Genomic DNA, 22,978 nt, shown 5'->3' with positions numbered 1-22,978 from the left:
AACTACGCTCGCCATTCGGGCCGAGCCCCTCTTTCACGACTGCTCTCTGGCCCCGGTGATCGCTACTCGAGGGCGGGGGTCATTTCCCGGCTTTGTGTCGCTGGTAGTGGCGGGCCACGCGCATGCGGTTGCCGCAGAGGGTGGCCGAGCACCAGCGTCGGCGCGGGTTGGTGGGCAGGAACAGGATCACGCAGTCGTGGGCGTCGCACTGGCGGATCTTGGTGACCGCGGGGTCGGCGAGCAGCACAGCGGCGGCCTCGGCGAGTTCGGCGGCCAAGCGCTGCCCGGTGGTGCCCTCGCGGCGGCGGGTGGCGGTCAGGCCGGTGCCGTTCCAAGTCAGGTGGGTGGTCGCGGGAGCCGCGCGTTGGGCTTGGTCGAGAGCTTCGAGGTCGGCGTCGCGGGGTCGTTGGCCGCGGCGGGCTTGGTCGAGAGCGGCCGCGGTGTGGTCTCGGATATCACGTACCAGGGCCAGGTCCGCATCGGTGATCTCGTCGGTGATCGGCGGTAGCCGGTGGGTCTGCAGTGCACACCAGGCGCGCAGATCGTCCGAGGTCAGGAGTAGGTCCCCGAGGGAGGGGGCGGTGTTGACCAGATCCAGGGCGAGCGGTTCGCCGGTCAGGGGGAATGTTTTGACCACGAGACTAACGGTACACGCTGAATTGACGCATTAGCACGAGCTGGGTACCTTACGGGGGTATCCCATGCGTGGAGGAGGTTGAAAGCATGCCCGGTGCAGTTGGTACTGCGGTAGGGGAGGGGTCGAAGACGCAGCGCAGCCTGGTACTGGCGCTGCCGGTGATCGCCACGGCCCAGCTGATGCTGGTGCTCGACGACTCGATCGTGAATATCGCGCTGCCTAGTATCCAGCAGGAACTACACGTCGCCCCGGTACATCTGTCCTGGGTCGTCAATGCCTACATCCTTGCCTTCGGGGCGCTGCTGCTGCTCGGCGGTCGGATCGGGGACCTGTGGGGGCGTCGCGGCACTGTGCAGGTGGGTCTCGCTGTCTTCGTGGTCGCCTCCCTTGCGGGCGGGCTCGGGCAGACCGCTGGCATGCTCATCGCGGCGCGCGGGATCCAAGGGCTGGGCGCGGCACTCATCGCTCCGAACGTGCTCGCGCTGATCGCCACCACCTTCTCCGAGCGGAAACTTCGTGACACTGCGCTGTCGCTCTACGGTGCGATGTCTGGAATCGGAATCGTCATCGGCCTGCTTCTCGGCGGCGTGCTGGCGGGAACTTTGGGCTGGCGGTGGGTTTTCTTCATCAATGTCCCCATCGGCCTGCTCGTACTGTTGGGCACCCGCACACTGATCGCGCCCGAACGTCATCGCGGACAGCTCGGGAGCGCCGGGGCCGTGCTCGGAACAGCGGGAACATTTGCCCTCGTCTACGCGATCACCCGGTTCGGTGAAGACGGCTTCACCGACCCTGTCGCGCTGGTCCTGATCGCTGTGGCCGCCGTCGTGCTCGCCATCTTCCTGGTCGGCCAGGCGCGCAGCCGCAACCCATTGGTTCCGCTCAGTCTGTTCCGCGACCGCAACCGGGCGGGTGCGTACGTGTCGATGCTCTTGCTGGCGGTCGGTCCCATGGGCTCTCTCTATGTGCTGACCCTGTATCTCCAGCGTGTTCGCGACTACTCGCCGATCCTGACCGGCGCTGCGTGGCTGCCATTCGCCGCAGGCATCATTCTCGGCGCCGGCGGAGCACCGAAGCTTCTCCTGAAATTCGCCCCCCGATACGTCGCCGGATCGGGTGCCGTGCTCAGCGCTCTCGCGGCCCTCTGGTTCTCCGGCATCACCGTCTCCACCAGTTACTGGTCGCATCTCGCCCCGGCGATGCTGTTGTCTGCACTCGGGTTCGGTTCAGGTGTGATGGCACTTACCCAGGCGGCCGTGTACCACGTCGAAGGCAACAAGGCCGGCATCGCCTCCGCCCTCCTCAACTCGGCCCAGCAAATCGGCGTCGCGCTTGGCATCGCGATCCTGGCTGGGGTCGCCGCCACCGCGACGGCGCATTCCACCCAGTCCGACGTCAACGCTGTACTTACAGAGGGATACAGCGATGCTCTCCTGGTGTCGTTCGTCATGCTGCTGACCGCCGGGCTCCTGGCAGTACTCCTCCTCGACAGGCACCGGCCTGAGCCCGCTGTAGCAGAATCATCGCCGAACGCGGGCTCAGTCACCCATCGGTGACCCAGCCGGGGATCTGACGGCGTCACCGACGGATCAGTGTCGGCTCGGAGCCCCGGCGCTGCCGCCGCCTACCGCAGGCCTGACGCCCTGAACCGGCTTCTATCAGGGCCGAACCACCGATGGCGGGGACGTGGTCTTGCGGATATTTAAGAGAAAGCGCACACTTACGTAAGTGACTGCTTTCAGGGATGTGGATCTGGGGATTCTGGGTGATCCGATGCGGCGGGAGATCTTCGAACGCCTGGCCCGGCGACCGGCGTCGGTGGGTGAGCTGGCGGAGGCGCTGCCGATCACCCGCCAGGCGGTATCCCAGCATCTGCGGGTGCTGCGCGAGGGCGGTCTGGTGGTCGCCGAACCGCAGGGCACACGGCGGATCTACCGGATCGACCCGGACGGGTTGGCCGGTCTCCGGGCGTATTTCCAGCGGATCTGGGACCACTCTCTGGCTGCTTTTCAGAAGGCCGCCGAAACCGCGGCCACCGATACCGCCGGACAGGAGCCGAATCGATGACCACACCCACTCCTCTTTCTGCGTTGCAGGGCAAGGCGACGGTGGCGTTGCCGTTGCAGAAGGCGTTTGCGTTTTTCACCGAGTCGTTCGGGGACTGGTGGCCGTCGGCCTATCACATCGGTGCGGCCGAGCTGGCCGATGTGATCCTCGAGCCCTGGGTAGGTGGGCGTTGGTTCGAGCGGGGGGCGGATGGTTCGGAGTGTGATTGGGGGCGGGTGCTGGTGTGGGAGCCGCCGCACCGGATCGTGGTGACCTGGCAGATCAACGGTCACTGGCGCTTCGATCCCGATCCGGAGCATGCCAGTGAGATCGAGTTCCGGTTCACCGCGGAGGCGCCGGAGCAGACCTTGCTCACCCTCGAACACCGTCGCCTGGACCGGCTGGTGGAGGGCAAGGCGATACGGGACACGATCGTCGAACGCGGTGGTGGCTGGAGCGCCGTGCTGGCTCGGTTCGCCGAGGTCTCCGGCGCACGAGCATGACCGGCGAGATCCGCGACCGGTCCGATATCAGGGAGGGCGAGATGAGCGATATGGATATGGCCGAGGCCGAACGCAAGGATCTCGCGGCGTTGCTGGCCGGCTTGACACCGCAGCAGTGGCAGATGCCGACGCTGTGTGACCGGTGGACGGTCAAAGACGTCGTCGCCCACATGATCAGCTACGACGACCTCGGTCCCACCGGGCTGGCCATGCGGTTCGTCAGGGGCCGGTTGTTGTGGGCCAACCAGGCCGGCGTCGACGAATTCGCCTCATACTCTCCCGATCAGTTGCTGGAGCTGCTGACCACACATCTGCGGCCGCGTGGGCTCACCGCGGGCTTCGGGGGGATGGTCGGGTTGGTCGACGGCACCATCCACCACCAGGACATCCGCCGCGGGCTCGGCATTCCCCGGCAGATCCCACCACAACGCCTGCACCGGGTGTTGACTGCGGTGCGCCCCAATCCCCGGCTCGGGGTGCCGTGGCGCATCCGGGGGCTGCGGCTGGAAGCCACCGACCTCGACTGGTCCACCGGAAAAGGGCTACTGGTCTCCGGTCCCGGCGAAGCGCTGCTGATGGCCATGACCGGCCGCCGCGGCATCATCGCTGAACTGACCGGTCCCGGACGGGCGCGGCTGGCCGGGCGCATCGGCGATTGATCTCGTTCGCCGATTGTGGACAGCCCGATATCACCGGGGCAGGGTTGTTTCGATCGTGCGATGAGCGCGGCGGCGGGTACGACCGACGAAGCGGCCATCCCCGGTCAGTGTCAGGGCGGGGGAACTGGTGACGGCGAGCGCGCCGACGAGAGCGCGGTGTCGGGGAGTGCGAACCCGGCCTGGCGCAGCAGGCTGCGCAGGTATGCGGTCAGGTCGGACAGTGGCGGTCCTTCGGTGGTGTGGGTTCGGGCGGGTTCCAACAGCAGGTGATGGATGATGGCGCCATTGAGCATGTCGAGCAGAATGTCGAGGTCGGCAGTGGGGGAGAGGACGCCGGCGGCCTGGGCTTGCTGGAGCAGGGCGCGGGAACGTTCGCGCCGGGGTAGCACATGGTGGTGCCAGTAGGCGTTCACCAGTGCTGGGTGGCTGGGGCCTGCTCCGAGGAGGCGCGCCGCGAGTAGGCGATACTTGGGATCGGCGAGGGCCTCGGCCCATTGCGGTAGCAGCGTCTCGATCAGGTCGGGCAGGGCTGTCGCAGAGGTGGTGGGTGGCAGGCCGGGGATGTCGTCGCGGGCTTGCTCGATAGCTTGGGCGAGCAGGTCCTCCTTGGATTTCCACCGTTTGTAGACGGTGACCTTGGCAACGCCGGCGCGTTTGGCGATGGCTTCCATGCTGGTGTTGTCGACGCCGCGTTCGATGAGCAGGTCGACAGCGGCGCGCAGGATGGCGGCATCGGCGTTGGGATCGCGAGGGCGTCCCGGTCCTTCACGTCGCGGCGTCTGTGTGCTCATGCACTCATCCTGGAGCAGAGCGTGCCGGTGAACCACTTGTGCAGCTCGGCGGGGTCGTGGCCGTGCCAGGCGAGGTGCCCGTCGGGACGGATCAGCGACGCGGCGTGTGGAGCTGCCGGATCGGTCAACGTGACGACGGTCGAGCCGAGATGTTTCGCGGCTACGCTCGCCAACGCAGCAGTGGACGTGTCGGGGTGAGCGAGGACGACCCATGCGGGTTGCAGTTCGCTGTATAAGCGGGTCGAGCTTCCGTCGAGGCGCGCACATTCGCGGTCGGGTATGCGGTCCCCGGGCCGGGGTGCGGGGCCTCGGCGGTTGCCGAGTGGACCTTTCCGGTATGTGACCCACAGCTGGGACGCGGTACGCGTCGCTTTCTGCCGCACCTTCGGGGAATCGAGCAGCGGGATGAAGATCCGATCCCGCACGAAACGCGCCAAAATCCCGTCGCCGACCAGGATTTTCGTGTTGGCGGTTGTGGTGCGGAGCACGTCGGTGGCCAGTGGACGCCGCTCGGCGGTGTAGGTGTCGAGCAACTTCGCGTGCGCGCGCCCGCCGACGACCAGGGCCAGTTTCCACGCCAGGTTCTCGGCATCACCGATTCCGGTATTCATACCCTGCCCGCCGATCGGGCTGTGGATGTGGGCAGCGTCGCCGGCCAACAGGATGCGACCGGATCGGTAGTCTGCGGCGAGTCTGCGGTGGATACGGAACCCCGAGGTCCACACTGCTTTTCGGATACGCACTCCGGTCTCGCCGGCTCGCTCGCGCAGCAACTCCTCGAAACGAGCGACGATTTCCGCGGCCGAAAGATGCCGATCAACAGCCGGGACGTCTGCCATGAGCCGCCATCGGTCGCCGCGATCGTTGTTGCCGTGCATGGGAATCGCCAATAACAGACCGCTGCGGTGGTAGAAGCCTGCTGAGGTGGTGCGGTCGCGGTCCCAGTCCGCGTCCACATCGGCGAGCAGGAACTGCTCCACCACCGAGACACCAGGGAACTCGATTCCGGCGGCGTCGCGCACCACGCTGTGCGCTCCGTCGCAACCGACCAGCCAATCCGTTCGCAACCGTGTCCCGTCCGCGAATTCCACCGTCACGCCATCGGCCTCCTGGGCTGCGGTGGTGACCGTCCGGCCCCATTCGATTTCCACGCCCAGCTCGGTGAGCCGGTGCCGCAACTGTTCCTCGATCCGAGCCTGCGACACGAAAAGCGCCTGCACCGACTCTCGGTCGTCTGGGGCGAACCGCATTGTCGCGATGGGACGTGACTGCACATACATCCGCATACCGACCGGAGCCAACGACCGTTCTCGTAGGTCGCCCATCGCTCCCAGCCGCTGCAAAACCTCGACGCCACGCGCATGCAGGATGTTCGCCCGCGATGTCGCTGCCGGGCCGCTCGATGTGTCGACCACACGAACCGCCACTCCCTGTGCGGCCAACCCGACCGCCAGCGTCAGCCCCGACGGACCGGCCCCCACCACTACTACTTCTGCGTGTCCCATCCTGACTCCAATTAGCATACGAATACGTATCTGTATGCTAATTGGCCCTGGGTTTGCCCGTCAATCGTTGCAGGGCACCCGTCTCCGTCGAGGGAGCCGTGCGGGCGGTTCGGTAGCCGACAAAGGCATCCGGCAGGCTTGCCTCGCCTGGGGTGGGTAGGCGCTGCTGGTGGCCCGATAGTTATACGACGAACTCGATGAACGCGGCAAGCGTCGATACCCCGTTGACCGGCTCGCCGCCGAGTTCGGTGTCACCGACCTGCGCGATCCGTAAACGTGCAGAGCATCGTAGAGCGTTGTTGCCGTACCTGTGGGAGCGACTCTGTTCGGTATCGCTGCGTGAACCGCAGACCGGACGAGACTCTTCCCCGGCCCCGAACCTCTCTTCGGGACAAGCGCTCCGACACGTGTACCGGGGATTCGAGTACGCGGAGTCGAACTCTCATCAGGCGTTTTACGATCGTATTATGCTTAGGTGGGATATGAGTGGCCCGCATGGGCCTTGGAGGCACTTGCTGAGCTCGGGGTCGAACCGCATGAGGTGATGCACGTGCTCACCGGACCTGGTCGGCGCTGGCCGCGTCCGGTGCGGGGCAAGGGTGGTCTTCCTGCCCTGATGGTCATCGGCCGCACCGGTTCGGGCCAGCCGTTGGCGGTGGTGGTTCGACCGGTCTCGCGATGGGACCAGCAGGTCATCGGCGTCCTGCCGGTGACCGGTGAGCTTCTGGCGCAGTTCGTGAAGTGGGAAGGTGAACGGCGATGAACAACGACCCGAACGAGGGCTACCCGCAGACCGCCGAGGCCGCTGAGGCGTTCCTGAACAGTCTGACCTTCGACGACGACGCGCCCGTACCGGAGTTGCCCGGTCCGCAGGCCCCGGTGACGGTGCTGCGTACGGTCCGCATCCCGTTCGAGATGGATCAGCGGATTCGGCAGGAAGCCGACGCCCGCGGGGTATCGATGTCGGACCTCATCCGGGACTGGTTGGCGATCGAACTGGCCGCACTCGACGATGATGACGCGCCGATCAGCCGCGCCGACGCGCGCCGCGCGCTCACGGCGGCGCTGGCAAGCCTGCACCCGCTGCACCAACGCCCAGCGTGAGGACTGTGACGAGACGTCCGAACAACCCAGCCGCGAAGATCGCGCTACGTTCGGAGCGAGAGCTTGTCCGTGGGAGCTAGGAGCTCAGCAGCAGCTGCCACAACGCACCCGACGAGTCCGCCCACCGCCGAAACGGCAGCTCAAACCGATCACGGCGATAGGTTCCGCAGCGGAACGGTCCGGCGGAGGAGGAGAGGCGCCGCGTTGTCGTGAGCGGCCGGTTCGCGATGCGGGTGCCGCCGAGGCTTTCAACGCCGAGCCATCCACGCCGCCCCGCTGGGTCACAGTCGCTGACAAGCCTGAGCGAGAAGTTCGGCCTGGCGGAACCAGTCGCCGGCGACAAAGGTAACCACTACCCGATCAGCGCCATGAGTAGCGAATATGTTCAGGTGTTCGGCCACGAAGCCTGGTTCGCCGCGGACGAGGCTGCTTTCCGCGTGCTCGACCGGGATTCCGAACATGCCGTCCGGGTCCGACAGTGACTGGAGGATCGCTGTGTGGTCGGGAAGTGAGGGGTCGCCGTGCAGGCCCACCATGGCGTTGGCCGTGATGGGTGGTGTGGTGCGACCGTTGGCTGCGGCCAGTACTCCCAGGCGAGCTTGGTGCGCAGGGATGTCATCGGATGCTCCGAGTACGAACCATCCATCGTGGGCAGCGGCCCGCCGGACGGCGGCATCGGACATTCCGCCAACAATGATCGGTGGCACCGTGGCCGGTGGGCTGAGCTGGACCGGACTGTGGGCAGGGGCGCCGTTGCCCAGGTGTGTGGGCCTGCCCGAGATCAGGTCCGGCAGCAGACGCAGCGCTTCGTCGGTTTTTCTGCCACGTTCGCGCGCAGGCACACCTGCTGCAGCCCAGGAGCGGTCGTGACGGGCGCCGCCGACTCCGACCCCGAGCAGGAGACGGTCACCGGAGATGTGCTGAAGCGAGGCAACCTGTTTGGCTATCCACGCGACCGGGCGCAGCGGCAGAACGAGAACACCCAGACCGAGCTGAATCCGATCGGTCACCGCGGCGGCTGCGGCCAGCGAGGTCAGACTCTCCAGCACGGGTACACCTGTTCCTGCGATGAGCTGGTCGGCCACCCACACCGACTCGAATCCCAGATCTTCGGCGTGGCGGGCGGCCGCGCCGACATCTCCGAGGGATCCGTCACGAGTGGACATGGTGGGCAGTAGGACTCCGATGTCGAGATCGACCATGGTTATCTCCCGTGTGGTCAGTAACTTCTTGTAACCACGGCGATCATGCGGCATCCTGAGCGGCGATGGAAGAAGGCACTTCAATGTCGGTCACGCACACCAATGTGTGTGACACCGCCTCATGCGAGATCCGGGATCTGCTCGACCGCCTTGCCGACAAGTGGTCGCTGCTGGTCGTGGAGATGCTAGGTGAAGGGCAACAGCGTTTCAGCGAACTCCACCGTGCGATCGAGGGCATCAGCCAGCGCATGCTCACTCTGACACTGCGCCACCTCGAACGCGACGGCCTCCTGATACGCAAGGTGCACCCGGTGGTACCTCCCCGCGTCGATTACGACCTGACCCCGCTCGGCCGCAGTCTGCTCACCATCATCGAACCCCTGGTGTCCTGGACCCGCCAACACCGTGAGGAAATCACCAATGCCAGAATTACTTACGATTCGAAGTCTTCGACCGAGCCGAGCCAACAGACTCCCTGACTGATCGGACAGATTCCACGGCGACATCTGGATCGCGTCGATCCGAACGCAGGGAAATCGATATTCCTGGACGCTCAGCCGCTGTCGCCGCGATCGGTTCATACAGGGGTACCGGTAGTAATCGCGCGGAAAACAACGTCCCCAGTCGAGGTCGGTAGCTCCTGCGCCACCGACCGTCACCCGACGCCGGTCACCACCGGCGCTACCGCGACAACCATGGAGCGTCGAAATCCGTCAGCCGCTATAACAACTCACCGAGACACCTATCACGACCGACGTGCCGCCCCTGATCGCCAGACGCTGCTCATCGGTCAATCCCAGCCATGGATCCAATACCGCCGTCCGCCCGTACCACCTAGCATCGAGGTGGCATCGGGTCTGTTCGAAGCCCAACACTATCGATGTCGAACCCGCGTGGGACGGGTAGGGCGGTCGGGTATTGGATGTCGGATCCAACCCCGGTGCGTTCACGACCTCACGAACATCACCGAAAGCCGGCCCGAAATAGAACTCCCGAGGGCAGTGGGCGCCATCGCCTGGCACGGTATCCACCGATTGCCGCGTGAACCCCGCGACCGTCACCGTCCGCAACAGCTCGCATTCGCGATCTCGTTGCGAAATCTCGCCGCCGCATCCCATGGCAATCGCCGCGGTGGCGACCAGCCCGCCGATCACCCCGAACACCCCCGGCACACGCGTGCCGAAGCGGCCATGCCCTACCCGAATTGCCCAGCGTCCCTGAGCGTTTTCCACCACGTCGCCACTGTCGACGCCTTCGGCCCATCCGTCAACCGAAGCCCGGCCGAGTCCGGCCGCCGCGCCGAATAGCGGCAACCAGCGGCTACGCCATATCCGCTTGGCGAGGAAGTTGTCCGGGACCGGCGAGCGTCAGTCCGTGCTCACCTCGATGATCGTTCTGCCGCGGGTATGTCTCTCGGGGCTGAAGGCCGCGGGGGCGTCGGCCAGGGAGCAGACAGTGTCTACGAGGGGGATGAGCCGGCCGTCGTGGAGGCGGGTGGCCAGTTGGGCCAGTTGTTCGCGGTTGGGTTCAACGACGAAGAAGATGGCTCGGCCGTCGTGAGGGAGGGTGGTGGGTGGACCGGCGATGGTGACGAGAGTCCCGCCGGGACGTAGTAGCGCTGTGGAGCGGTCGCGGATGTCGCCGCCGATCATATCGAGTACTACGTCGACCTCGCCGACGTCCTCCAGGAGTTCGCTGTCCAGGTCGACGAACTTGTGAACACCGAGATCGCCGGCCGCGGCCTGGTCGGAGGCTCGGCCGGTGCCGACGATGCGGGCCCCTGCCTCATGGGCCAGCTGGGCGGCGATGGAGCCGACGGCACCCCCGACTCCGTGGATGAGTACGGTTTGGCCAGTTTTCAGGTGAGCGTGGTCGAACAGGGCCTGCCAAGCTGTCAGGCCCGAGATCGGTAGCGCGGCTGCGACGACGTGATCGACGTCGGCGGGGAGAGGTGCCAGGTTGCGGGCTTCCACGGCGGTGTACTCCGCAAGCGAACCGTTGCGGGCCCAGTCGGTCGGTCCGAAGACGCGCTGGCCCACCGTGAGACCAGTGGTGCCGTGGCCGAGTTCGACGACTACGCCTGATAGTTCGTGACCGGGGACGCTCGGGGTGCGGTCGCGGCCGGCACGGTCGGTCCACGTCCCTGGCCAGTCCAGCTCGCCGCGGGTGAAGCCGGCGGCGCGGACTTGCACGATGACATCGTTCTCTGCGGCGTGGGGGTAGGGGAGATCGGTCAGGGTCAACCCGCCGATGCCAGCTTCGCGATTCCGGACTGTGATGGCTCGCACGGAGGTCCTTCCGGTAGTCGTTGTAGTGTTGGGCTTCGCCGGTACGTACTCGGGTCCGTTGTTGGTGGGCCACTCGAAGGTGAGGTCGACGGGCTGCCTCCAGGAGTGAATGGCTCACGGTCGTGGCGTCGGAACGAACAGCGACACGACGGGTCTTCCGCGCCGTGTTGTCGAAGTATGACCGGTTCGGTCGGTCTCGTGGTCCTGGCACGGCCGTTTCCTCGGCCGCCGTGTAAGTGGCCTCCGCGTACCATTCGGTCGCTTGCTGAGCCACTTGCGCCGCGTCTACGTCTGGGCGGCTGCCTACGATAGGCAGCAGGGTACCCGGTACGACGCTGAGCTGCTGTTCGTGGCCGCGGCGTTCCCTCGACATCGGCCAGGTATCGGGGCGCGCCGGGCCGGTGGGGTAGGGGGCGCTCATCTGGGTGAAGCGGTGGCCGGACCAGGACCAGGGGAGCGGACCGTATGCCGGAACAGTCCGAAGAAGGACGGGAAACCGGCCTGAGTGAGAGGGATCTCCGGGCAGGAAAGTGTCCGCGAAAGTGCGGTAGAAATTACATGTCGATACGTAGATATGCGCATCTAACCATGTAGATCACACCCCATCACCCGACAAACCCTCAACCCCCACCAAAATGGCAAAGACAGCAAAGGATGGTAGGAAAGGGGCGTGTCCGCAACTACTGGTGCAGCATCCGATCCGAATGGTCGTTCCCGCGCGGTCTCGGAGGTAGTGGACCTGGTCAGCACATTGATCCGGTTCGATACATCCAATACCGGCGATCTGGCTACCACCAAGGGGGAACGTGAGTGTGCCGAGTGGGTTGCTCGGCAGCTACAGGACGCGGGGTACACCACCGAGTATGTGGAGTCCGGCGCGCCGGGGCGGGGCAATGTTTTCGCCCGGTTGCCGGGTGCTGATTCGTCGCGCGGCGCGTTGCTGGTGCACGGGCATCTGGATGTGGTGCCCGCGCAGGCCGAGGATTGGAGTGTGCACCCGTTCTCGGGGGCGGTCCGCGACGGTTACGTGTGGGGGCGTGGCGCGGTCGATATGAAGGACATGGTGGGGATGATGTTGGCGGTGGCCCGTCAGTTCAAGATCGAGGGGACGGTGCCGCCGCGGGACCTGGTTTTCGCGTTTCTGGCCGATGAGGAGAACGGCGGTAAGTGGGGGGCGCATTGGCTGGTGGACAATCGGCCGGAGTTGTTCGAGGGGGTTACCGAGGCGGTGGGGGAGGTGGGCGGTTTTTCGCTGACGGTTCCGCGACCGGATGGGGGTGAGCGCAGGCTGTATCTGGTGGAGACTGCCGAGAAGGGGCTGGGCTGGATGCGGTTGCGGGCCAAGGCCCGGGCTGGGCACGGATCGTTCCTGCACGAGGACAATGCGGTGACGATCCTGGCGGGCGCGGTGTCGCGGCTCGGTACGCATACGTTCCCGCTGGTGCTGTCGGATTCGGTGGCGGAGTTCTTGGCGGCGGTATCGCAGGAGACGGGTCTGGAGTTCGATCCGGGCAGCCCCGATATCGAAGGCACTTTGGCGAAGCTGGGCTCGATTTCCCGGATCATCGGCGCCACCCTGCGCGATACGGCCAACCCGACGATGCTCGATGCGGGTTACAAGGCGAATGTGATTCCGCAGACCGCGGAGGCAGTGGTGGACTGCCGGGTGCTGCCGGGCAGGCAGGCGGCGTTCGAACGGGAGGTGGACGAACTCATCGGCCCGGATGTGGAGCGGGAGTGGATCACCAAACTGGATTCGTATGAGACCACGTTCGATGGTCATCTGGTGGATGCGATGAACGACGCGGTGCTTGCGCATGATCCGGACGGTCGGACGGTGCCGTACATGCTGTCCGGTGGTACGGATGCGAAGGCGTTCGCGAAGTTGGGGATTCGCTGCTTCGGGTTCGCGCCGCTGCGGTTGCCGCCGGAGCTGGATTTCGCCGCCCTGTTCCATGGTGTCGACGAGCGGGTTCCGGTGGACGCGCTCGAGTTCGGTACGAATGTGATGGAGCATTTCTTGTTACACAGCTGAATCGATCCTCAGACAGGAGTGTGGCCTATGCCTTACAACCCTTATGACGCTCTACCGCAGGTGCCGTCGTTCACTCTGACTTCCGAAGATGTAACCGACGGTCAGCCGTTGGGTATGGCTCAGGTCAGCGGTGTGATGGGCGCGGGCGGCAAGGATATGTCGCCGCAGCTGAGTTGGTCGGGGTTTCCGCCCGAGACGAAGAGTTTCGCGGTGACGGTGTTCGATCCGGATGCGCCGACCGCATCGGGTTTCTGGCACTGGGTGGTTGTCGATATTCCGGCGTCGGTGACGTCGCTTCCCGCGGGTGCGGGTAACGAGGCGAGCGCGTTGCCGACGGGTGCGCTGAGTATCCGTAACGATACGGGTTCGCCGGGGTACGTGGGTGCTGCGCCGCCGGCCGGGCACGGTCCGCACCGGTATTTCGTGGTGGTGCATGCGGTGGATGTGGAGTCGTTGGGGGTTCCTGCGGAGGCGACGCCGGCGTTTGTGGGTTTCAATCTGTTCTCGCACACGTTGGCTCGCGCCATCTTGGTCGGTACCTACGAGCAGAAGTAGGTTCGTGGTAACCGCTGTGGCCCTGGGCTTGTGTCCGGGGCCACAGCGGTTTTCCGGGTTACTGCTGTTGGGAGGCGAGTGTGACGATTCGGTCGATATCGGTGGCCAGGGGCATGGCGTTGGGGACGTCTCCGAATGATTGGGTGGCCACCATGGCGGCTGTTGCCCAGGCGTAGTCCTTTTCGTCGGCGGGGCGGCGTGTGGTCAGGAGGCGGTAGGCCAGGGCGGCGCTGAATGCGGCTCCGGCGCCGGGGGAGTCCGATAGTACGGCGTCGTTGTAGCGGGGGATGTCGACGTCGAGGCGGTCGGAGCGGGCGGTGCAGGCGAAGCCTTCGATAACGCAGACGGTGCGTACGCCGAGGATGCGTAGTTGCTGGGCGATATGTGGTCCTGAGGTGGCTGCGACCTCGGGGACCATGAGGTCGAGTTCTCTGGTGGATCCCATCATGTAGTCGACGATGCCGAGGTGTTTGTAGAGGTATTGGGGTGCGGATACCGGTGGGGCGGTGTGGACTAGGACCAGGGGTCGTTGTGGTAGGCCGCGGATGGTGTACATGGTTGTGTCGATGACTGCGGGGGGTTGTTCGAAGGTGAGCAGGACTGCGTCGGTGTCGGTGATGGCGGAGTGGATGTCGGGGTCGGTGAGGTCGTGTTCGTGGAGTTGGACGCGGTCGTCTTTGCAGCTGATGGCGCTGCTTTCTCCGGTGGGGGTGACGATGACGGCGGTGACGGGGGTGGTGGTGTGCGGGATGATTTTGATCAGTCGTGTGTCGATGTTTTCGCTGTGGAGGTAGTCGAGGATGCGGTGGCCGTTGTCGTCGTCGCCGACGGCGGTGACGAAGCGTACGTCGAGTCCGAGTCGGGCGGCGGCGACGGCGCGGTTGAGTCCTTTGCCGCCGGGGTGTTGGACGAATCTGCCGGGGGTGGAGGTGCCGTGGGGTGGGATGTGGTCGACGCGGTAGATGTGGTCGATGACGGCGTCGCCGATGACGGTGAGGGTGCCGGGTGAGGTGTGGATGGTTTCGCCGAGTCGGGGGGTGGCGTTGTAGGTGGGGGGTGAGGTGAGGAGGGCGGCGAGTGCGGTGAAGGCGCGTCGTTCCGGGGTGGCGCGTAGGGATCGGACGGTGGGTGCGGCGGGGATGTGGTCGGCGTGGAGGGCTTCGTGGAGGGGGTGCCAGTGTGTGGTGAGGTATTCGCGTCGTTCGCCGAGGTCGTGTGCGTAGAGGCGGTTGAGGTCGATGCCGTCGGGTGGGTTGTCGCGGAGGAGGCCGAGGGATAGTTCTGCGTCGGTGATCAGCTGGTGGGTGGGTGGTAGTTGTCGTGCGAGGTTGCGGATGACGGGTAGGACTGCTTGGTGTGGGGGGAGGCCGGTGTGTTGGGCGTGGCGGCGGATGGTGGGGAGTTCGAGGAGGGGGTTGACGTCGATTTCGGTGGTGCGGAGGCGTTCTGGGCTGAGGCCGGAGCGTTTGCAGAGCCGGGTGAGGATGTTGCGTACAGCGACCATGGCTGTGGTGTCCGGGTCGGCCATTGTGTCCACTTCCGTTGAGGTTCCGGCAATCACCGGGTAAGAGTTGGCAATTGACTGCCCTTACCGGCAAATGACACAATGGTAGAAGACAACTGCACACCAGATGAACGGGAGGGCCTGGTGAGGACATTTCCGCTGATGCTTTTCAGCCGTAGGCAGGCGCAGCACAAACCCGATCCGCATGCCGCGACCGATGCAGAGGCTTCCCGATCGCCGCGCGTCAGCGCGCGTCTGGTCTTTGTCCGCTCCGCATGTCGGCAGCGATGTCGTGTCGGCCGTTCTTGTGGCCTGGTGTCGATGCCGTGTTCGTCAGGAGGCAGTTGTGTCCATCTATATCGATCGTTGGTCGATGACCAGTGATATCACCCCGGAAACCGCTGAGCGTGCGGTCGGCGGGCCGTCGGAGGTGTGGCGGTTGAGTTGGCTGCCGGGTCGGTTGCTGTCGTTCGATCAGGCTCGTGCGGGTATGGAATTGGATGAGATCGTCAGTGATCCGGCGCTGGTGCACGACCGGATGGCGTTGGCGCGTGGCGCGATGTGCGCGGATGCGCTGGGCATTATCTGGGAGCAGGCGGTGCTGTTGCTGTACAAGCGGATGGCGGCGCGGCTGGCGGGTCCGGCGGTGGCCGCCGCGGGTTAGCGGCGGCCACACGGTGTCAGGTGCGGGCGTGTTCGGCGCCGACGGCTTCGGCGAGGTTGCGGTAGCCGCCGGCGCGTAGGCGTTGGGCGATGCCGCGGTGGATGCGCCGGGTCCACAGCGGTCCGCCGTAGATGAAGCCGGTGTAGCCCTGGAGGAGGGAGGCGCCGGCGAGGATGCGTTCCCATGCTTGGTCGGCGGTTTCGATGCCGCCGACCGATACCAGGACCAGGTGGTCGCCGACGCGTCGGTGTAGGCGGCGCAGTACGTCGAGGGAGCGTTGGGCGACTGGGGGGCCGGAGAGTCCGCCTGCTCCGATATCGGTGATCCGGGTGGGGTCGCTGGCTAGTCCGTCGCGGCTGATGGTGGTGTTGGTGGCGACGATGCCGGCCAGGCCGAGTTCGACGGCGAGGTCGGCGACGGCGTCGATATCGTCGTCGGAGAGGTCGGGGGCGATTTTGACCAGTACGGGGACGTCGACGTTGTCGAGGACGGCGCGCAGCACCGGGCGCAGTGATTCCACGGCTTGCAGGTCGCGCAGCCCGGGGGTGTTGGGTGAGCTGACGTTGACGACGACGAAGTCGGCGTGCGGTCCGAGTAGGCGGGCGCTGGTGAGGTAGTCGGCTGCGGCGGCAGTGGGGTCGGTGGGGTCGACGATTTTCGTTTTGCCGATGTTGGCGCCGATCGGGGTGGTGGTGGTGCGTGCGTGCAGGCGGGCGGCGGCGGTTGCGGCGCCGTCGTTGTTGAAGCCCATGCGGTTGATCAGGGCGCGGTCGGCGGGGAGGCGGAACAGGCGGGGGGTGGGGTTGCCGGGTTGGGGTTGGGCGGTGACGGTGCCGATTTCGGCGAATCCGAATCCCATGGTGGGCCAGGCGTCGGCGCCGGTGGCGTTTTTGTCGAAGCCTGCGGCCAGCCCGAGTGGGGCGGGGAAGTCGACGCCGAAGACGGTGGTGCGCAGGATGGGGTCGTCGGTGGCGAATATTTTGTGTAGCAGGGCCCTGATGGGTGGGATGGCGGTGGCGATGCGGATGAGGGTGAAGACCAGGTGGTGGATGCGTTCCGGGGGGAGCAGGAACATCATCTGGAGCAGTATTCGGTACAGCATCGAGCTCACATTCCCGGCTCAGGGGTGACCGGGGTCGATAGTGCGGTTTTGCGGCGGCGGAGCAGGACGCGGCGGCTGCCGTCGGTGTAGGCGCGGACGCGGGACAGTTCCCAGCCGCCGTATTCGGCTTGGATGGCCAGCCGCATGGAGGCGGTGACCCGGGTGACGTCCGGGGGTAGGCGCAGCGGGACGTATTCGTAGTCGTCGCTGCTGGTTTCCCAGTTCGCCGGTAGTCGTGTGCGTGGGCTCGATGCCATCACTGCCCTCTCTTCCGCTCGTCCGCGTGGATCCGTTGCAGGCCGTCGCCGGCGGCGGATCCGACGAACAGGTCGCCGGTGCGGTTGTCGACGGTCACCGAGTTGGGTTGCCCGACGGTGGGGTAGCGGCCCACTTCTACCGGTATACCCGTCGACAGGTCGAAGCCGACGACTTCGTTGCTTTGTGTGCAGGTCACCCACACGGTGTCGGACCGTTGGTCGTAGGCGAGTGCGTAAGGCGATGATCCTACCGGGAATCGTTGACGTAACACGAGTGGTCCTGCGGTGTAGACCAGGAGTTCGCCGCCGTCGGTGTCGGTGACGATGATGCGGCCGAACGGATCGTCGATGATGTTGGTTGCGCCGTCGCCTGCGCGTAGCGATAGGCCGAGGCGTTGTTCGTCGGGTTCGATTTCGGTGATCAGGGTTTGGCGGCGGTCGAGGGCGGTGAGGTATTCGCCGGTGACGGCGAGGCCGTCGGCGGAGGCGAGTCCGGTGATGGTGTGTTCGGGTTTTCCGTCGGCGGTCAGGATGTGCACGGTGCCGTCGGCGGTGCCTGCGGCGAGGTTGCCGTCGGGGAGGAGCCGGACGGAGCGGAGGTCGGCGTCGACGGTGATGTCGCTGCTGGTGCCTGCGGCGAGGTCGATGCGGATGATGTGGCCTGGTGCGGCGATCAGGGCTTCTCCCGGCTGTCCTTGGGTGAGGGTGGCGGCGGGGGTGGGCAGGGTGATGGTGTGGGTGACCGGGGTGGCGGCGGCCGGGTCGAGCACGGTGAGTGTGGTGGCTGTGGTGTCGAGGGCGGCCAGCAGCCCGGTGTGTGGGTCGGCGGTGAGTGCGCCGATGGGGGTGGAGAGGTCGATGATGTCACCGGCGGGGGGTGCGGTGGTGGGTGCGGCCGCGGGGGTGGCTGGTTCTCGGGTGGCCAGGTCGCTGTTTCCTGGTCCGGACGAGCATCCGGCCAACAGTGTCAGTGTTACGGCGCCCGCTAGTAGCGAGGCCACCGAGCCGCGTGGGCTCATCCACCGAACTCCTTCTGCCGACGACCGAGGGTGAACTCTTTTATCTGACCATGTCGGTGTAGGGGGGTGAGCGGGCGGGGTGGGCGCCGGGAAGTGGTGGGGCCGGGCGGGAGTTACGGTACGTGACGTAACGCGTCGTATGTCAGGAGTTCGGGTTGAAGTCAGACTGTTCATCTGGTTTTTCCGTAGATGATGTGACTACTGGTCCGTTTGCGCATGGTTTCGGCACCACCGACGACGGTCGCCCGTTCGCGTTCCGCACTGTGGAGTCGGTGTTGCGGCTCGAGATCTATCGCGCGGACCTGGACACCGCGGTGCCGGCGCGCGAGGATGTGGTGGCGGCCGCTCAGGCGCGGGTCACCGATATCGACCTCGACGACGAGCGCAGCGTGGTGGCGCTGGTCCGGGACCTGGTGCCGGTCGCGGCCGTGACCGATGGTGACGGTGAGGTGACCACGGTGCGGGCGTTGCTGGCCCGGATCGGGTCGGTTCTGGATGGTATTCAGTAGTGATGGGTTACACAGTGTTCTCCCGCCCCGCACGCGGGGGTCGTGCCGCGTCGGCGGCTGTGTTCGCTGTGGCGGTCTGTGCTGCGGCGGCGTGCGGAACGGGCGTCGACGACGCCGCTGTGGACGCGGCGCGCTCGTCGGCGAACGCCGCGTTGTCGGCGTCGGCGGCTGCCACCTCCAGTTCGGTCGCGGCCCGCACGATCCCCACCGCGGAGGAGCTGGATACCCAGATCAAACGCGCCCTGGACCCGGCGCTGCCCGACAGCGAGCGCACCGCTTTGATCGAGGACGGTGAGGCGTTCCGTGAGGCGATCCCGGATATGTATCGGGCGCTGCAGGATCATCCGCGGGCGGTGTACGGGGTCACCGACCCGGTGTTCGACAATCATGACGGGACGTTGACTGCAACGCTGCGGCTGGACAAGGATGGCACCGGCACGGCGGTGCGCACCACGGTCGTGCATTTCGTGCACCTGGACGGCAGGTGGAAGCTTTCGCGTACGGATCTGTGCGGGATCCTGCGTTCGGCCGACTATCGCACCGCGGCGTGCGGGTAACGGCGCGACGGCCCGGGTGTGGCGATGACGGCGGGGGCCCGGTACCGGTGGGGGCGTGTGGTGTACCGGTACCGCTGGGCGGTGATCGCGGTGATCGTGCTGCTGGTGGCGTTGTCGGGCTGGTCAGGGCGCGACTTGTCGGGGCGGTTGACCCAGGAGGGCTGGTTCGACGAGTCCAGTGAGTCGGTGGCGGCGTCGAAGCTGGCCGACCAGACGTTCGGCCGCGACACCGACAGTGATCTGATCCTGCTCTACACCGCCCCCGCCGGGCGCACCGTCGACGATCCGGAGGTGCGGGCCGCGGTCACCGAACAGTTGTCCGGGTTGCTGGCCGAACATCCCGATCGGGTGCTCAAGATCGACAGCTATTGGGATAGCGCTTTGTCGGCGCGGTTCGCCGACGACAGTCGCAGGTATGCGTTCGCCAGTGTCGGGTTGCGTGGTGAGGGCTCTGCCACGGTGGAGAACTATCTGGCGATCGAACCCGATCTTCGGTCCGCCGGTCCCGGTGCGGGACCGGCGGGTACGACGGTGCAGCTGGCTGGGTTGCAGCCGGTGGTCGAAGGCATCAACACCGGGATGCAGAACGATATCCGGCGCGCGGAGATGATCGCGTTGCCGTTGGTGGCGATTCTGCTGTATTTCGTGTTCGGCGGGGTGGTGGCGGCGCTGTTGCCGGTACTGATCGGTGGGATGACGATCCTTGGCAGTCAAGGCATCATGCGGGTGCTCACCGACCATATCGAGGTCAACGTGTTCGCCAGCGCTGTGGTGACGCTGGTCAGTTTGGGGTTGGCCATCGATTACGGGCTGTTCACGGTGACCCGGTTCCGGGAGGAGTTGGCCGCGGGCCGCGATGTCGCCGACGCGACCGCGCGCACGGTGGCTACTGCGGGGCGCACGGTGGTGTTCTCGGCGGCGATCATCGCGGTCAGTTTGGGTGCGCTGTTGATCTATCCGCATGGGGTGCTGCGGTCGGTGCCGTATGGGGGGATCAGTTCGGTGCTGTTGGCGGCGCTGTTGTCGGTGACGGCGCTGCCTGCGATGTTGGCGATCCTCGGTCGTCGGATCGACTGGTGGGGGTGGCAGCGGTTCGCGAAGACCACCACCGCCGCCGAGGTCGATGCGGGGTTCTTCTCCCGGTTGGCGGTGCGGTCGATGCGGCGGCCGTGGCTGGTGGTCGTGCCGATCGTGCTGGGGTTGCTGGCGTTGATCGTGCCGTTTCGGCATATCGAGTTCGGTGGGTTGAGCGAACGGTATCTGGCGGCCGACAATCCGGCGCGGGTGGCGCAGCAGCAGTTCGACGACCTGTTTCCCGGATTCCGTACCGAACCGTTGAAGCTGGTGGTCGTCGGCGCCGATGCGCGTCAGCTCAGCGATATCCGGTTCCTGGCCAATCATGCTCCTGGGTTGACCGGTCCGTTCGAGCCCGCCGCGCCCACTACCGACGGGATCAATGTTCTCACTGCGGGTTTGGTGGACGACCGCGACGCCGATACTGCGATCGCGGTGTTGCGGGCGATCCCGGAACCGGAGGGGGTGCAGATCATGGTGGCCGGGGTGCCCGCGCTGGAGCGGGACAGTATCCACGGTTTGCTTGCGGGTCTGCCGGTGTTGGCGGCGATTCTGGTGGTGGCGGCGCTGGGGTTGATGTGGTCGGCGTTCGGTTCGCTGGTGCTGGCGGTGAAAGCGGTGGCGATGTCGGCGTTGAGTCTCGGCGCCACGCTCGGCATCTTGACGTGGGTTTTCGTCGAGGGGCACGGGGCGCAGCTGTTCGATTTCACGCCGGGGCCGCTGATGTTCGCGGTGCTGGTGCTGATCGTGGCGGTGGTGTTCGGGTTGTCCACCGATTACGAGGTGTTTCTGTTGTCGCGGATGGCTGAGGCCCGGGCCGGTGGCGCCGACCCGCCCGAGGCGATCCGTTACGGTATCGCCCACACCGGTGGGGTGATCACCTCGGCTGCTGCGATTCTGATCGTGGTGACGGGTGCGTTCGGGTTCTCGGATCTGGTGTTGATGAAATACATCGCCTACGGGATGATCGCCGCGCTGGTCCTGGATGCGACCGTGATCCGGATGCTGCTCACTCCGGCGGTGCTGAAACTGGTGTGGCGCTGACCGAGTTGCCTGTTCGGCCCAGTACCCCTAACAGCAGCGCCGTGCTCAGGAAAGGCGCCGCGACGAAAGCGATTTCTGACAACGCCAGATCCGGGTCGTCGGTGACGACCAGGTTCCAGTGGCTACTGGTGAGGAATTGGGCTGTCACCTGGAAGGTGAGATGGAACCCGATACAGGCCCGAAGGGTGCCGGTGGTGGCGCGCATGGCGCCCAGCAGCGCGGCGAAGATCAGGATCCGACAGCCCGATGCTGCCGACACGCCAACCGATGACGTCACTTTCCGCCGATCGACACGACCCCGATCCACGCCCTCCGACGTCAGGATAACCAGCCAACGACGTCGGAATTCACCAGCGTAACCAACCTCAGCGTGCTGTAGCCGGCGTCATTGCCGCTCGCTTTCTGCCCGGTACTCATCGAGCAGACGAAAGAACGCATCCATCGCCGTTTCCCCGTCATGCAGATGCTGCTCTATGGCGAAGGCCCAACCCAACGACATGCCCCAACCGTATTTCGACTCCAACCAACGCGTGAACGGCCCCCTCGGGCCAAGCGCGAACTCTTCCGGCACCGAGTGCACCTGAAGCGCAACCCAATAGCCGGTCAGGATCGCCTCCAGCTCCTGCAACGACTCGCCACGTGCCCACATCCCTGGCCGAGGCCGAATATTGTGATCGAGCAGGTCATACACGTCGCGGCAATCCGTCAAATCCTTCACCACGGACCTACTCCATCACAGCGCCCCACCGCTCGCTATCTTTGCCGGATGCACCCGGAAACAGGCTGATCCGTGACAACAAACCCGGATATTCGGTGACAGATCAGGAAGGTCACTGGCAGAGGCGTTGTCGTTCATTTCGGCGTCTGCCACACGCACCGGTCGTGGATTCCCCGGTCCGCCTGATCTTCTACGGTCGTGTTGCTGACCTCCGGTTCTCCGCAGCGCGCTGCCACCAGAAATGGTCAGCAGCGTTTTCCATCGACTGGATGCCATCGTGGGCAGCAGTCGCTTCCGCACCCCGCTCCGGTCTGGTGGTAGGTCAGAGGCGATGGCGGTCGGGCAGTACCAGTTGCGCGCCGGTCACCGGATGGTCGAGCACCTCGACGGGGTAGCGGTAGATGCGGGTGAGTAGTTCGCTGGTGAGTATCTGGCGGGGTGGTCCGTCGGCGGCGACGCGGCCGTTGTCGAGGACGGCGACCCGGTCGGCGTAGGCGGCGGCGATGCCCAGGTCGTGCACCACGACGACGACGGCTGCGCCTGCGGCGGCGCGGTCGGCGGCGAGGGTGAGCACTGTCTCCTGGTGGCCCAGGTCCAAGGCTGCGGTCGGTTCGTCCAGTAGCAGGGTGGCGGTGTCTTGGGCCAGTATCCGGGCGAGTGCGACGCGGGCGCGTTCGCCGCCGGACAGGCTGGGGAACTGCCGGTCGGCCAGATGTTGTACATCGGTGGCGGCCATGGCGGCCGCGATCAGTTCGGCGTCGCGGTCGCGCAGTGGGGTGCGCTGCCAGGGTGCGCGGCCCATGGCAATCACTTCGGCGGCGGTGAACGGGAAGCCGACGGTGTGGGTTTGCGGGAGCACGGCGCGACGGCGCGCCATATCCACCGGCGACCAGTGGCCGATGCGGTGCCCGTCGAGTTCGACGAATCCTTCGCTAGGGTCCAGTTCCCCGGCCAGCACGGCCAGCAGGGTGGATTTACCTGCCCCGTTGGGGCCGACGAGGGCGACCATCTCCCCGGCGGTGACCTGGAAATCGACGTTGTCGAGGACGCGGCGGGTGTGGGTGCCGCCGCGGCGGTCCAGGCTCACTGCGGTGGCGCGGACGGTGACGGTGCCGGGTTCCGGTGTGGTGGGCAGCTGGTGGGTGCGGTGCAGCAGGGTGGTGACTGTGCTCATCGCCGTCTCCTGTCGCGGTGCTGCGGGGTGT

The 22,978-nt window shown here is 66.0% G+C and carries 27 protein-coding genes; 14 read left to right on the top strand and 13 right to left on the bottom strand.

What is annotated here, in order from left to right; translation table 11 throughout:
- Positions 1-79: 79 nt before the first annotated feature.
- Complete coding sequence (locus B0T44_RS07555; RefSeq protein WP_077117561.1) at positions 80-637, bottom strand: CGNR zinc finger domain-containing protein; 558 nt, start codon at positions 635-637, stop codon at positions 80-82.
- An 86-nt stretch (positions 638-723) separates the two neighbouring features.
- Here B0T44_RS07555 and B0T44_RS07550 point away from each other — a divergent pair, with 86 nt between their 5' ends.
- The 4 genes from B0T44_RS07550 to B0T44_RS07535 all read left to right on the top strand — a co-directional run bounded on the left by B0T44_RS07550 (position 724) and on the right by B0T44_RS07535 (position 3,845).
- Entirely contained in the window at positions 724-2,193 is a 1,470-nt protein-coding gene (locus tag B0T44_RS07550; protein ID WP_077117559.1) for an MFS transporter, read from the top strand.
- A gap of 172 nt (positions 2,194-2,365) precedes the next feature.
- A complete protein-coding gene (locus B0T44_RS07545; RefSeq protein ID WP_081511755.1) occupies positions 2,366-2,704 on the top strand; it encodes an ArsR/SmtB family transcription factor in 339 nt (112 codons plus the stop codon).
- A complete protein-coding gene (locus tag B0T44_RS07540) occupies positions 2,701-3,186 on the top strand; it encodes an SRPBCC family protein (protein WP_077117557.1) in 486 nt (161 codons plus the stop codon). The genes B0T44_RS07545 and B0T44_RS07540 overlap by 4 nt, the downstream gene beginning before the upstream one ends.
- Positions 3,183-3,845: a maleylpyruvate isomerase family mycothiol-dependent enzyme gene (locus B0T44_RS07535; protein ID WP_438269016.1), complete on the top strand. Its 663-nt coding sequence runs from the start codon at positions 3,183-3,185 to the stop codon at positions 3,843-3,845. Before B0T44_RS07540 ends, B0T44_RS07535 begins: the two co-directional genes overlap by 4 nt.
- Before the next feature lie 110 nt (positions 3,846-3,955).
- On the opposite strand, the gene B0T44_RS07530 is transcribed toward B0T44_RS07535, so the two are convergent.
- Entirely contained in the window at positions 3,956-4,636 is a 681-nt protein-coding gene (locus B0T44_RS07530) for a TetR/AcrR family transcriptional regulator (protein WP_077117555.1), read from the bottom strand.
- Positions 4,633-6,141 (bottom strand): FAD-dependent monooxygenase, encoded by a 1,509-nt coding sequence (locus B0T44_RS07525; protein ID WP_077117553.1) that lies wholly within the window; start codon positions 6,139-6,141, stop codon positions 4,633-4,635. Before B0T44_RS07525 ends, B0T44_RS07530 begins: the two co-directional genes overlap by 4 nt.
- Before the next feature lie 475 nt (positions 6,142-6,616).
- On the opposite strand from B0T44_RS07525, the gene B0T44_RS07520 reads away from it, so the two are divergent.
- Both B0T44_RS07520 and B0T44_RS07515 read left to right on the top strand, forming a co-directional pair.
- On the top strand, positions 6,617-6,904 hold the full coding sequence (locus tag B0T44_RS07520) for a hypothetical protein (RefSeq protein ID WP_077117551.1): 288 nt from the start codon (positions 6,617-6,619) through the stop codon (positions 6,902-6,904).
- Complete coding sequence (locus B0T44_RS07515; RefSeq protein ID WP_077117549.1) at positions 6,901-7,245, top strand: ribbon-helix-helix protein, CopG family; 345 nt, start codon at positions 6,901-6,903, stop codon at positions 7,243-7,245. The genes B0T44_RS07520 and B0T44_RS07515 overlap by 4 nt, the downstream gene beginning before the upstream one ends.
- Before the next feature lie 281 nt (positions 7,246-7,526).
- Here B0T44_RS07515 and B0T44_RS07510 read toward each other — a convergent pair whose 3' ends face one another.
- Positions 7,527-8,447: an LLM class flavin-dependent oxidoreductase gene (locus B0T44_RS07510; protein WP_077117739.1), complete on the bottom strand. Its 921-nt coding sequence runs from the start codon at positions 8,445-8,447 to the stop codon at positions 7,527-7,529.
- A gap of 83 nt (positions 8,448-8,530) precedes the next feature.
- Here B0T44_RS07510 and B0T44_RS07505 point away from each other — a divergent pair, with 83 nt between their 5' ends.
- Entirely contained in the window at positions 8,531-8,926 is a 396-nt protein-coding gene (locus B0T44_RS07505; RefSeq protein WP_217697508.1) for a winged helix-turn-helix transcriptional regulator, read from the top strand.
- Between the two features lie 234 nt (positions 8,927-9,160).
- On the opposite strand, the gene B0T44_RS26410 is transcribed toward B0T44_RS07505, so the two are convergent.
- Both B0T44_RS26410 and B0T44_RS07495 read right to left on the bottom strand, forming a co-directional pair.
- A complete protein-coding gene (locus tag B0T44_RS26410; protein WP_139347858.1) occupies positions 9,161-9,682 on the bottom strand; it encodes a hypothetical protein in 522 nt (173 codons plus the stop codon).
- Positions 9,683-9,814: 132 nt separating this feature from the next.
- Positions 9,815-10,735: an NADP-dependent oxidoreductase gene (locus B0T44_RS07495; protein ID WP_077117543.1), complete on the bottom strand. Its 921-nt coding sequence runs from the start codon at positions 10,733-10,735 to the stop codon at positions 9,815-9,817.
- A 262-nt stretch (positions 10,736-10,997) separates the two neighbouring features.
- Here B0T44_RS07495 and B0T44_RS26405 point away from each other — a divergent pair, with 262 nt between their 5' ends.
- The 3 genes from B0T44_RS26405 to B0T44_RS07485 all read left to right on the top strand — a co-directional run bounded on the left by B0T44_RS26405 (position 10,998) and on the right by B0T44_RS07485 (position 13,325).
- Positions 10,998-11,240: a hypothetical protein gene (locus tag B0T44_RS26405; RefSeq protein ID WP_139347857.1), complete on the top strand. Its 243-nt coding sequence runs from the start codon at positions 10,998-11,000 to the stop codon at positions 11,238-11,240.
- Positions 11,241-11,405: 165 nt separating this feature from the next.
- On the top strand, positions 11,406-12,770 hold the full coding sequence (locus B0T44_RS07490; protein ID WP_077117541.1) for a M20/M25/M40 family metallo-hydrolase: 1,365 nt from the start codon (positions 11,406-11,408) through the stop codon (positions 12,768-12,770).
- A 27-nt stretch (positions 12,771-12,797) separates the two neighbouring features.
- Entirely contained in the window at positions 12,798-13,325 is a 528-nt protein-coding gene (locus B0T44_RS07485; RefSeq protein ID WP_077117539.1) for a YbhB/YbcL family Raf kinase inhibitor-like protein, read from the top strand.
- 58 nt (positions 13,326-13,383) lie between these two features.
- Here the strand turns inward: B0T44_RS07485 and B0T44_RS07480 are convergent, their stop codons facing one another.
- On the bottom strand, positions 13,384-14,853 hold the full coding sequence (locus B0T44_RS07480; RefSeq protein WP_077117537.1) for a carbohydrate kinase family protein: 1,470 nt from the start codon (positions 14,851-14,853) through the stop codon (positions 13,384-13,386).
- Between the two features lie 322 nt (positions 14,854-15,175).
- Between B0T44_RS07480 and B0T44_RS07475 the strand changes: the two genes are divergently transcribed.
- Positions 15,176-15,493, top strand: coding sequence for a hypothetical protein (locus tag B0T44_RS07475; protein WP_077117534.1), 318 nt, complete (start codon positions 15,176-15,178; stop codon positions 15,491-15,493).
- Positions 15,494-15,509: 16 nt separating this feature from the next.
- Here B0T44_RS07475 and B0T44_RS07470 read toward each other — a convergent pair whose 3' ends face one another.
- The 3 genes from B0T44_RS07470 to B0T44_RS07460 are packed head-to-tail and all read right to left on the bottom strand — an operon-like array spanning position 15,510 to position 17,871.
- Positions 15,510-16,592 carry a quinone-dependent dihydroorotate dehydrogenase gene (locus tag B0T44_RS07470; protein ID WP_077117737.1) on the bottom strand — a complete coding sequence of 361 codons (1,083 nt, stop codon included), beginning with the start codon at positions 16,590-16,592 and terminating at the stop codon, positions 15,510-15,512.
- 8 nt (positions 16,593-16,600) lie between these two features.
- A complete protein-coding gene (locus tag B0T44_RS07465) occupies positions 16,601-16,852 on the bottom strand; it encodes a DUF5703 family protein (protein ID WP_077117532.1) in 252 nt (83 codons plus the stop codon).
- Entirely contained in the window at positions 16,852-17,871 is a 1,020-nt protein-coding gene (locus tag B0T44_RS07460; protein WP_077117530.1) for a YncE family protein, read from the bottom strand. The genes B0T44_RS07465 and B0T44_RS07460 overlap by 1 nt, the downstream gene beginning before the upstream one ends.
- Before the next feature lie 194 nt (positions 17,872-18,065).
- On the opposite strand from B0T44_RS07460, the gene B0T44_RS07455 reads away from it, so the two are divergent.
- Genes B0T44_RS07455 through B0T44_RS07445 form a run of 3 tightly spaced genes read left to right on the top strand, consistent with a single transcriptional unit; the run spans position 18,066 to position 21,055 of the window.
- The gene (locus B0T44_RS07455) at positions 18,066-18,380 is read left to right on the top strand and encodes a hypothetical protein (protein WP_425436795.1); all 315 of its coding nucleotides are present in this window, start codon (positions 18,066-18,068) and stop codon (positions 18,378-18,380) included.
- Between the two features lie 2 nt (positions 18,381-18,382).
- Positions 18,383-18,937: a WKL family lipoprotein gene (locus B0T44_RS07450; RefSeq protein WP_077117525.1), complete on the top strand. Its 555-nt coding sequence runs from the start codon at positions 18,383-18,385 to the stop codon at positions 18,935-18,937.
- Between the two features lie 24 nt (positions 18,938-18,961).
- Positions 18,962-21,055 carry an MMPL family transporter gene (locus tag B0T44_RS07445; protein WP_077117523.1) on the top strand — a complete coding sequence of 698 codons (2,094 nt, stop codon included), beginning with the start codon at positions 18,962-18,964 and terminating at the stop codon, positions 21,053-21,055.
- Here the strand turns inward: B0T44_RS07445 and B0T44_RS07440 are convergent.
- From B0T44_RS07440 to B0T44_RS07430, 3 genes are all read right to left on the bottom strand, one after another.
- Complete coding sequence (locus B0T44_RS07440) at positions 21,021-21,314, bottom strand: hypothetical protein (RefSeq protein ID WP_077117520.1); 294 nt, start codon at positions 21,312-21,314, stop codon at positions 21,021-21,023. The genes B0T44_RS07445 and B0T44_RS07440 overlap by 35 nt on opposite strands.
- A 126-nt stretch (positions 21,315-21,440) precedes the next feature.
- Complete coding sequence (locus B0T44_RS07435) at positions 21,441-21,776, bottom strand: hypothetical protein (protein WP_077117518.1); 336 nt, start codon at positions 21,774-21,776, stop codon at positions 21,441-21,443.
- Positions 21,777-22,095: 319 nt separating this feature from the next.
- On the bottom strand, positions 22,096-22,947 hold the full coding sequence (locus B0T44_RS07430) for a heme ABC transporter ATP-binding protein (RefSeq protein ID WP_077117516.1): 852 nt from the start codon (positions 22,945-22,947) through the stop codon (positions 22,096-22,098).
- Positions 22,948-22,978: the final 31 nt, after the last annotated feature.

The organism is Nocardia donostiensis (genome assembly GCF_002081715.1).
GTDB classification, from domain to species: Bacteria; Actinomycetota; Actinomycetes; order Mycobacteriales; family Mycobacteriaceae; genus Nocardia; species Nocardia donostiensis.
Note: the sequence above shows the minus strand (reverse complement) of the source record. Positions and strands in the feature narration are given on the sequence as shown.

Coding starts and splice junctions, on each gene's coding strand:
- B0T44_RS07550 (WP_077117559.1), top strand. CDS start 724: ATGCCCGGTGCAGTTGGTACTGCGGTAGGGGAGGGGTCGAAGACGCAG.
- B0T44_RS07540 (WP_077117557.1), top strand. CDS start 2,701: ATGACCACACCCACTCCTCTTTCTGCGTTGCAGGGCAAGGCGACGGTG.
- B0T44_RS07535 (WP_438269016.1), top strand. CDS start 3,183: ATGACCGGCGAGATCCGCGACCGGTCCGATATCAGGGAGGGCGAGATG.
- B0T44_RS07530 (WP_077117555.1), bottom strand. CDS start 4,636: ATGAGCACACAGACGCCGCGACGTGAAGGACCGGGACGCCCTCGCGAT.
- B0T44_RS07525 (WP_077117553.1), bottom strand. CDS start 6,141: ATGGGACACGCAGAAGTAGTAGTGGTGGGGGCCGGTCCGTCGGGGCTG.
- B0T44_RS07515 (WP_077117549.1), top strand. CDS start 6,901: ATGAACAACGACCCGAACGAGGGCTACCCGCAGACCGCCGAGGCCGCT.
- B0T44_RS07510 (WP_077117739.1), bottom strand. CDS start 8,447: ATGGTCGATCTCGACATCGGAGTCCTACTGCCCACCATGTCCACTCGT.
- B0T44_RS07505 (WP_217697508.1), top strand. CDS start 8,531: ATGTCGGTCACGCACACCAATGTGTGTGACACCGCCTCATGCGAGATC.
- B0T44_RS07485 (WP_077117539.1), top strand. CDS start 12,798: ATGCCTTACAACCCTTATGACGCTCTACCGCAGGTGCCGTCGTTCACT.
- B0T44_RS07480 (WP_077117537.1), bottom strand. CDS start 14,853: ATGGCCGACCCGGACACCACAGCCATGGTCGCTGTACGCAACATCCTC.
- B0T44_RS07465 (WP_077117532.1), bottom strand. CDS start 16,852: ATGGCATCGAGCCCACGCACACGACTACCGGCGAACTGGGAAACCAGC.
- B0T44_RS07460 (WP_077117530.1), bottom strand. CDS start 17,871: ATGAGCCCACGCGGCTCGGTGGCCTCGCTACTAGCGGGCGCCGTAACA.
- B0T44_RS07450 (WP_077117525.1), top strand. CDS start 18,383: ATGGGTTACACAGTGTTCTCCCGCCCCGCACGCGGGGGTCGTGCCGCG.
- B0T44_RS07445 (WP_077117523.1), top strand. CDS start 18,962: ATGACGGCGGGGGCCCGGTACCGGTGGGGGCGTGTGGTGTACCGGTAC.
- B0T44_RS07430 (WP_077117516.1), bottom strand. CDS start 22,947: ATGAGCACAGTCACCACCCTGCTGCACCGCACCCACCAGCTGCCCACC.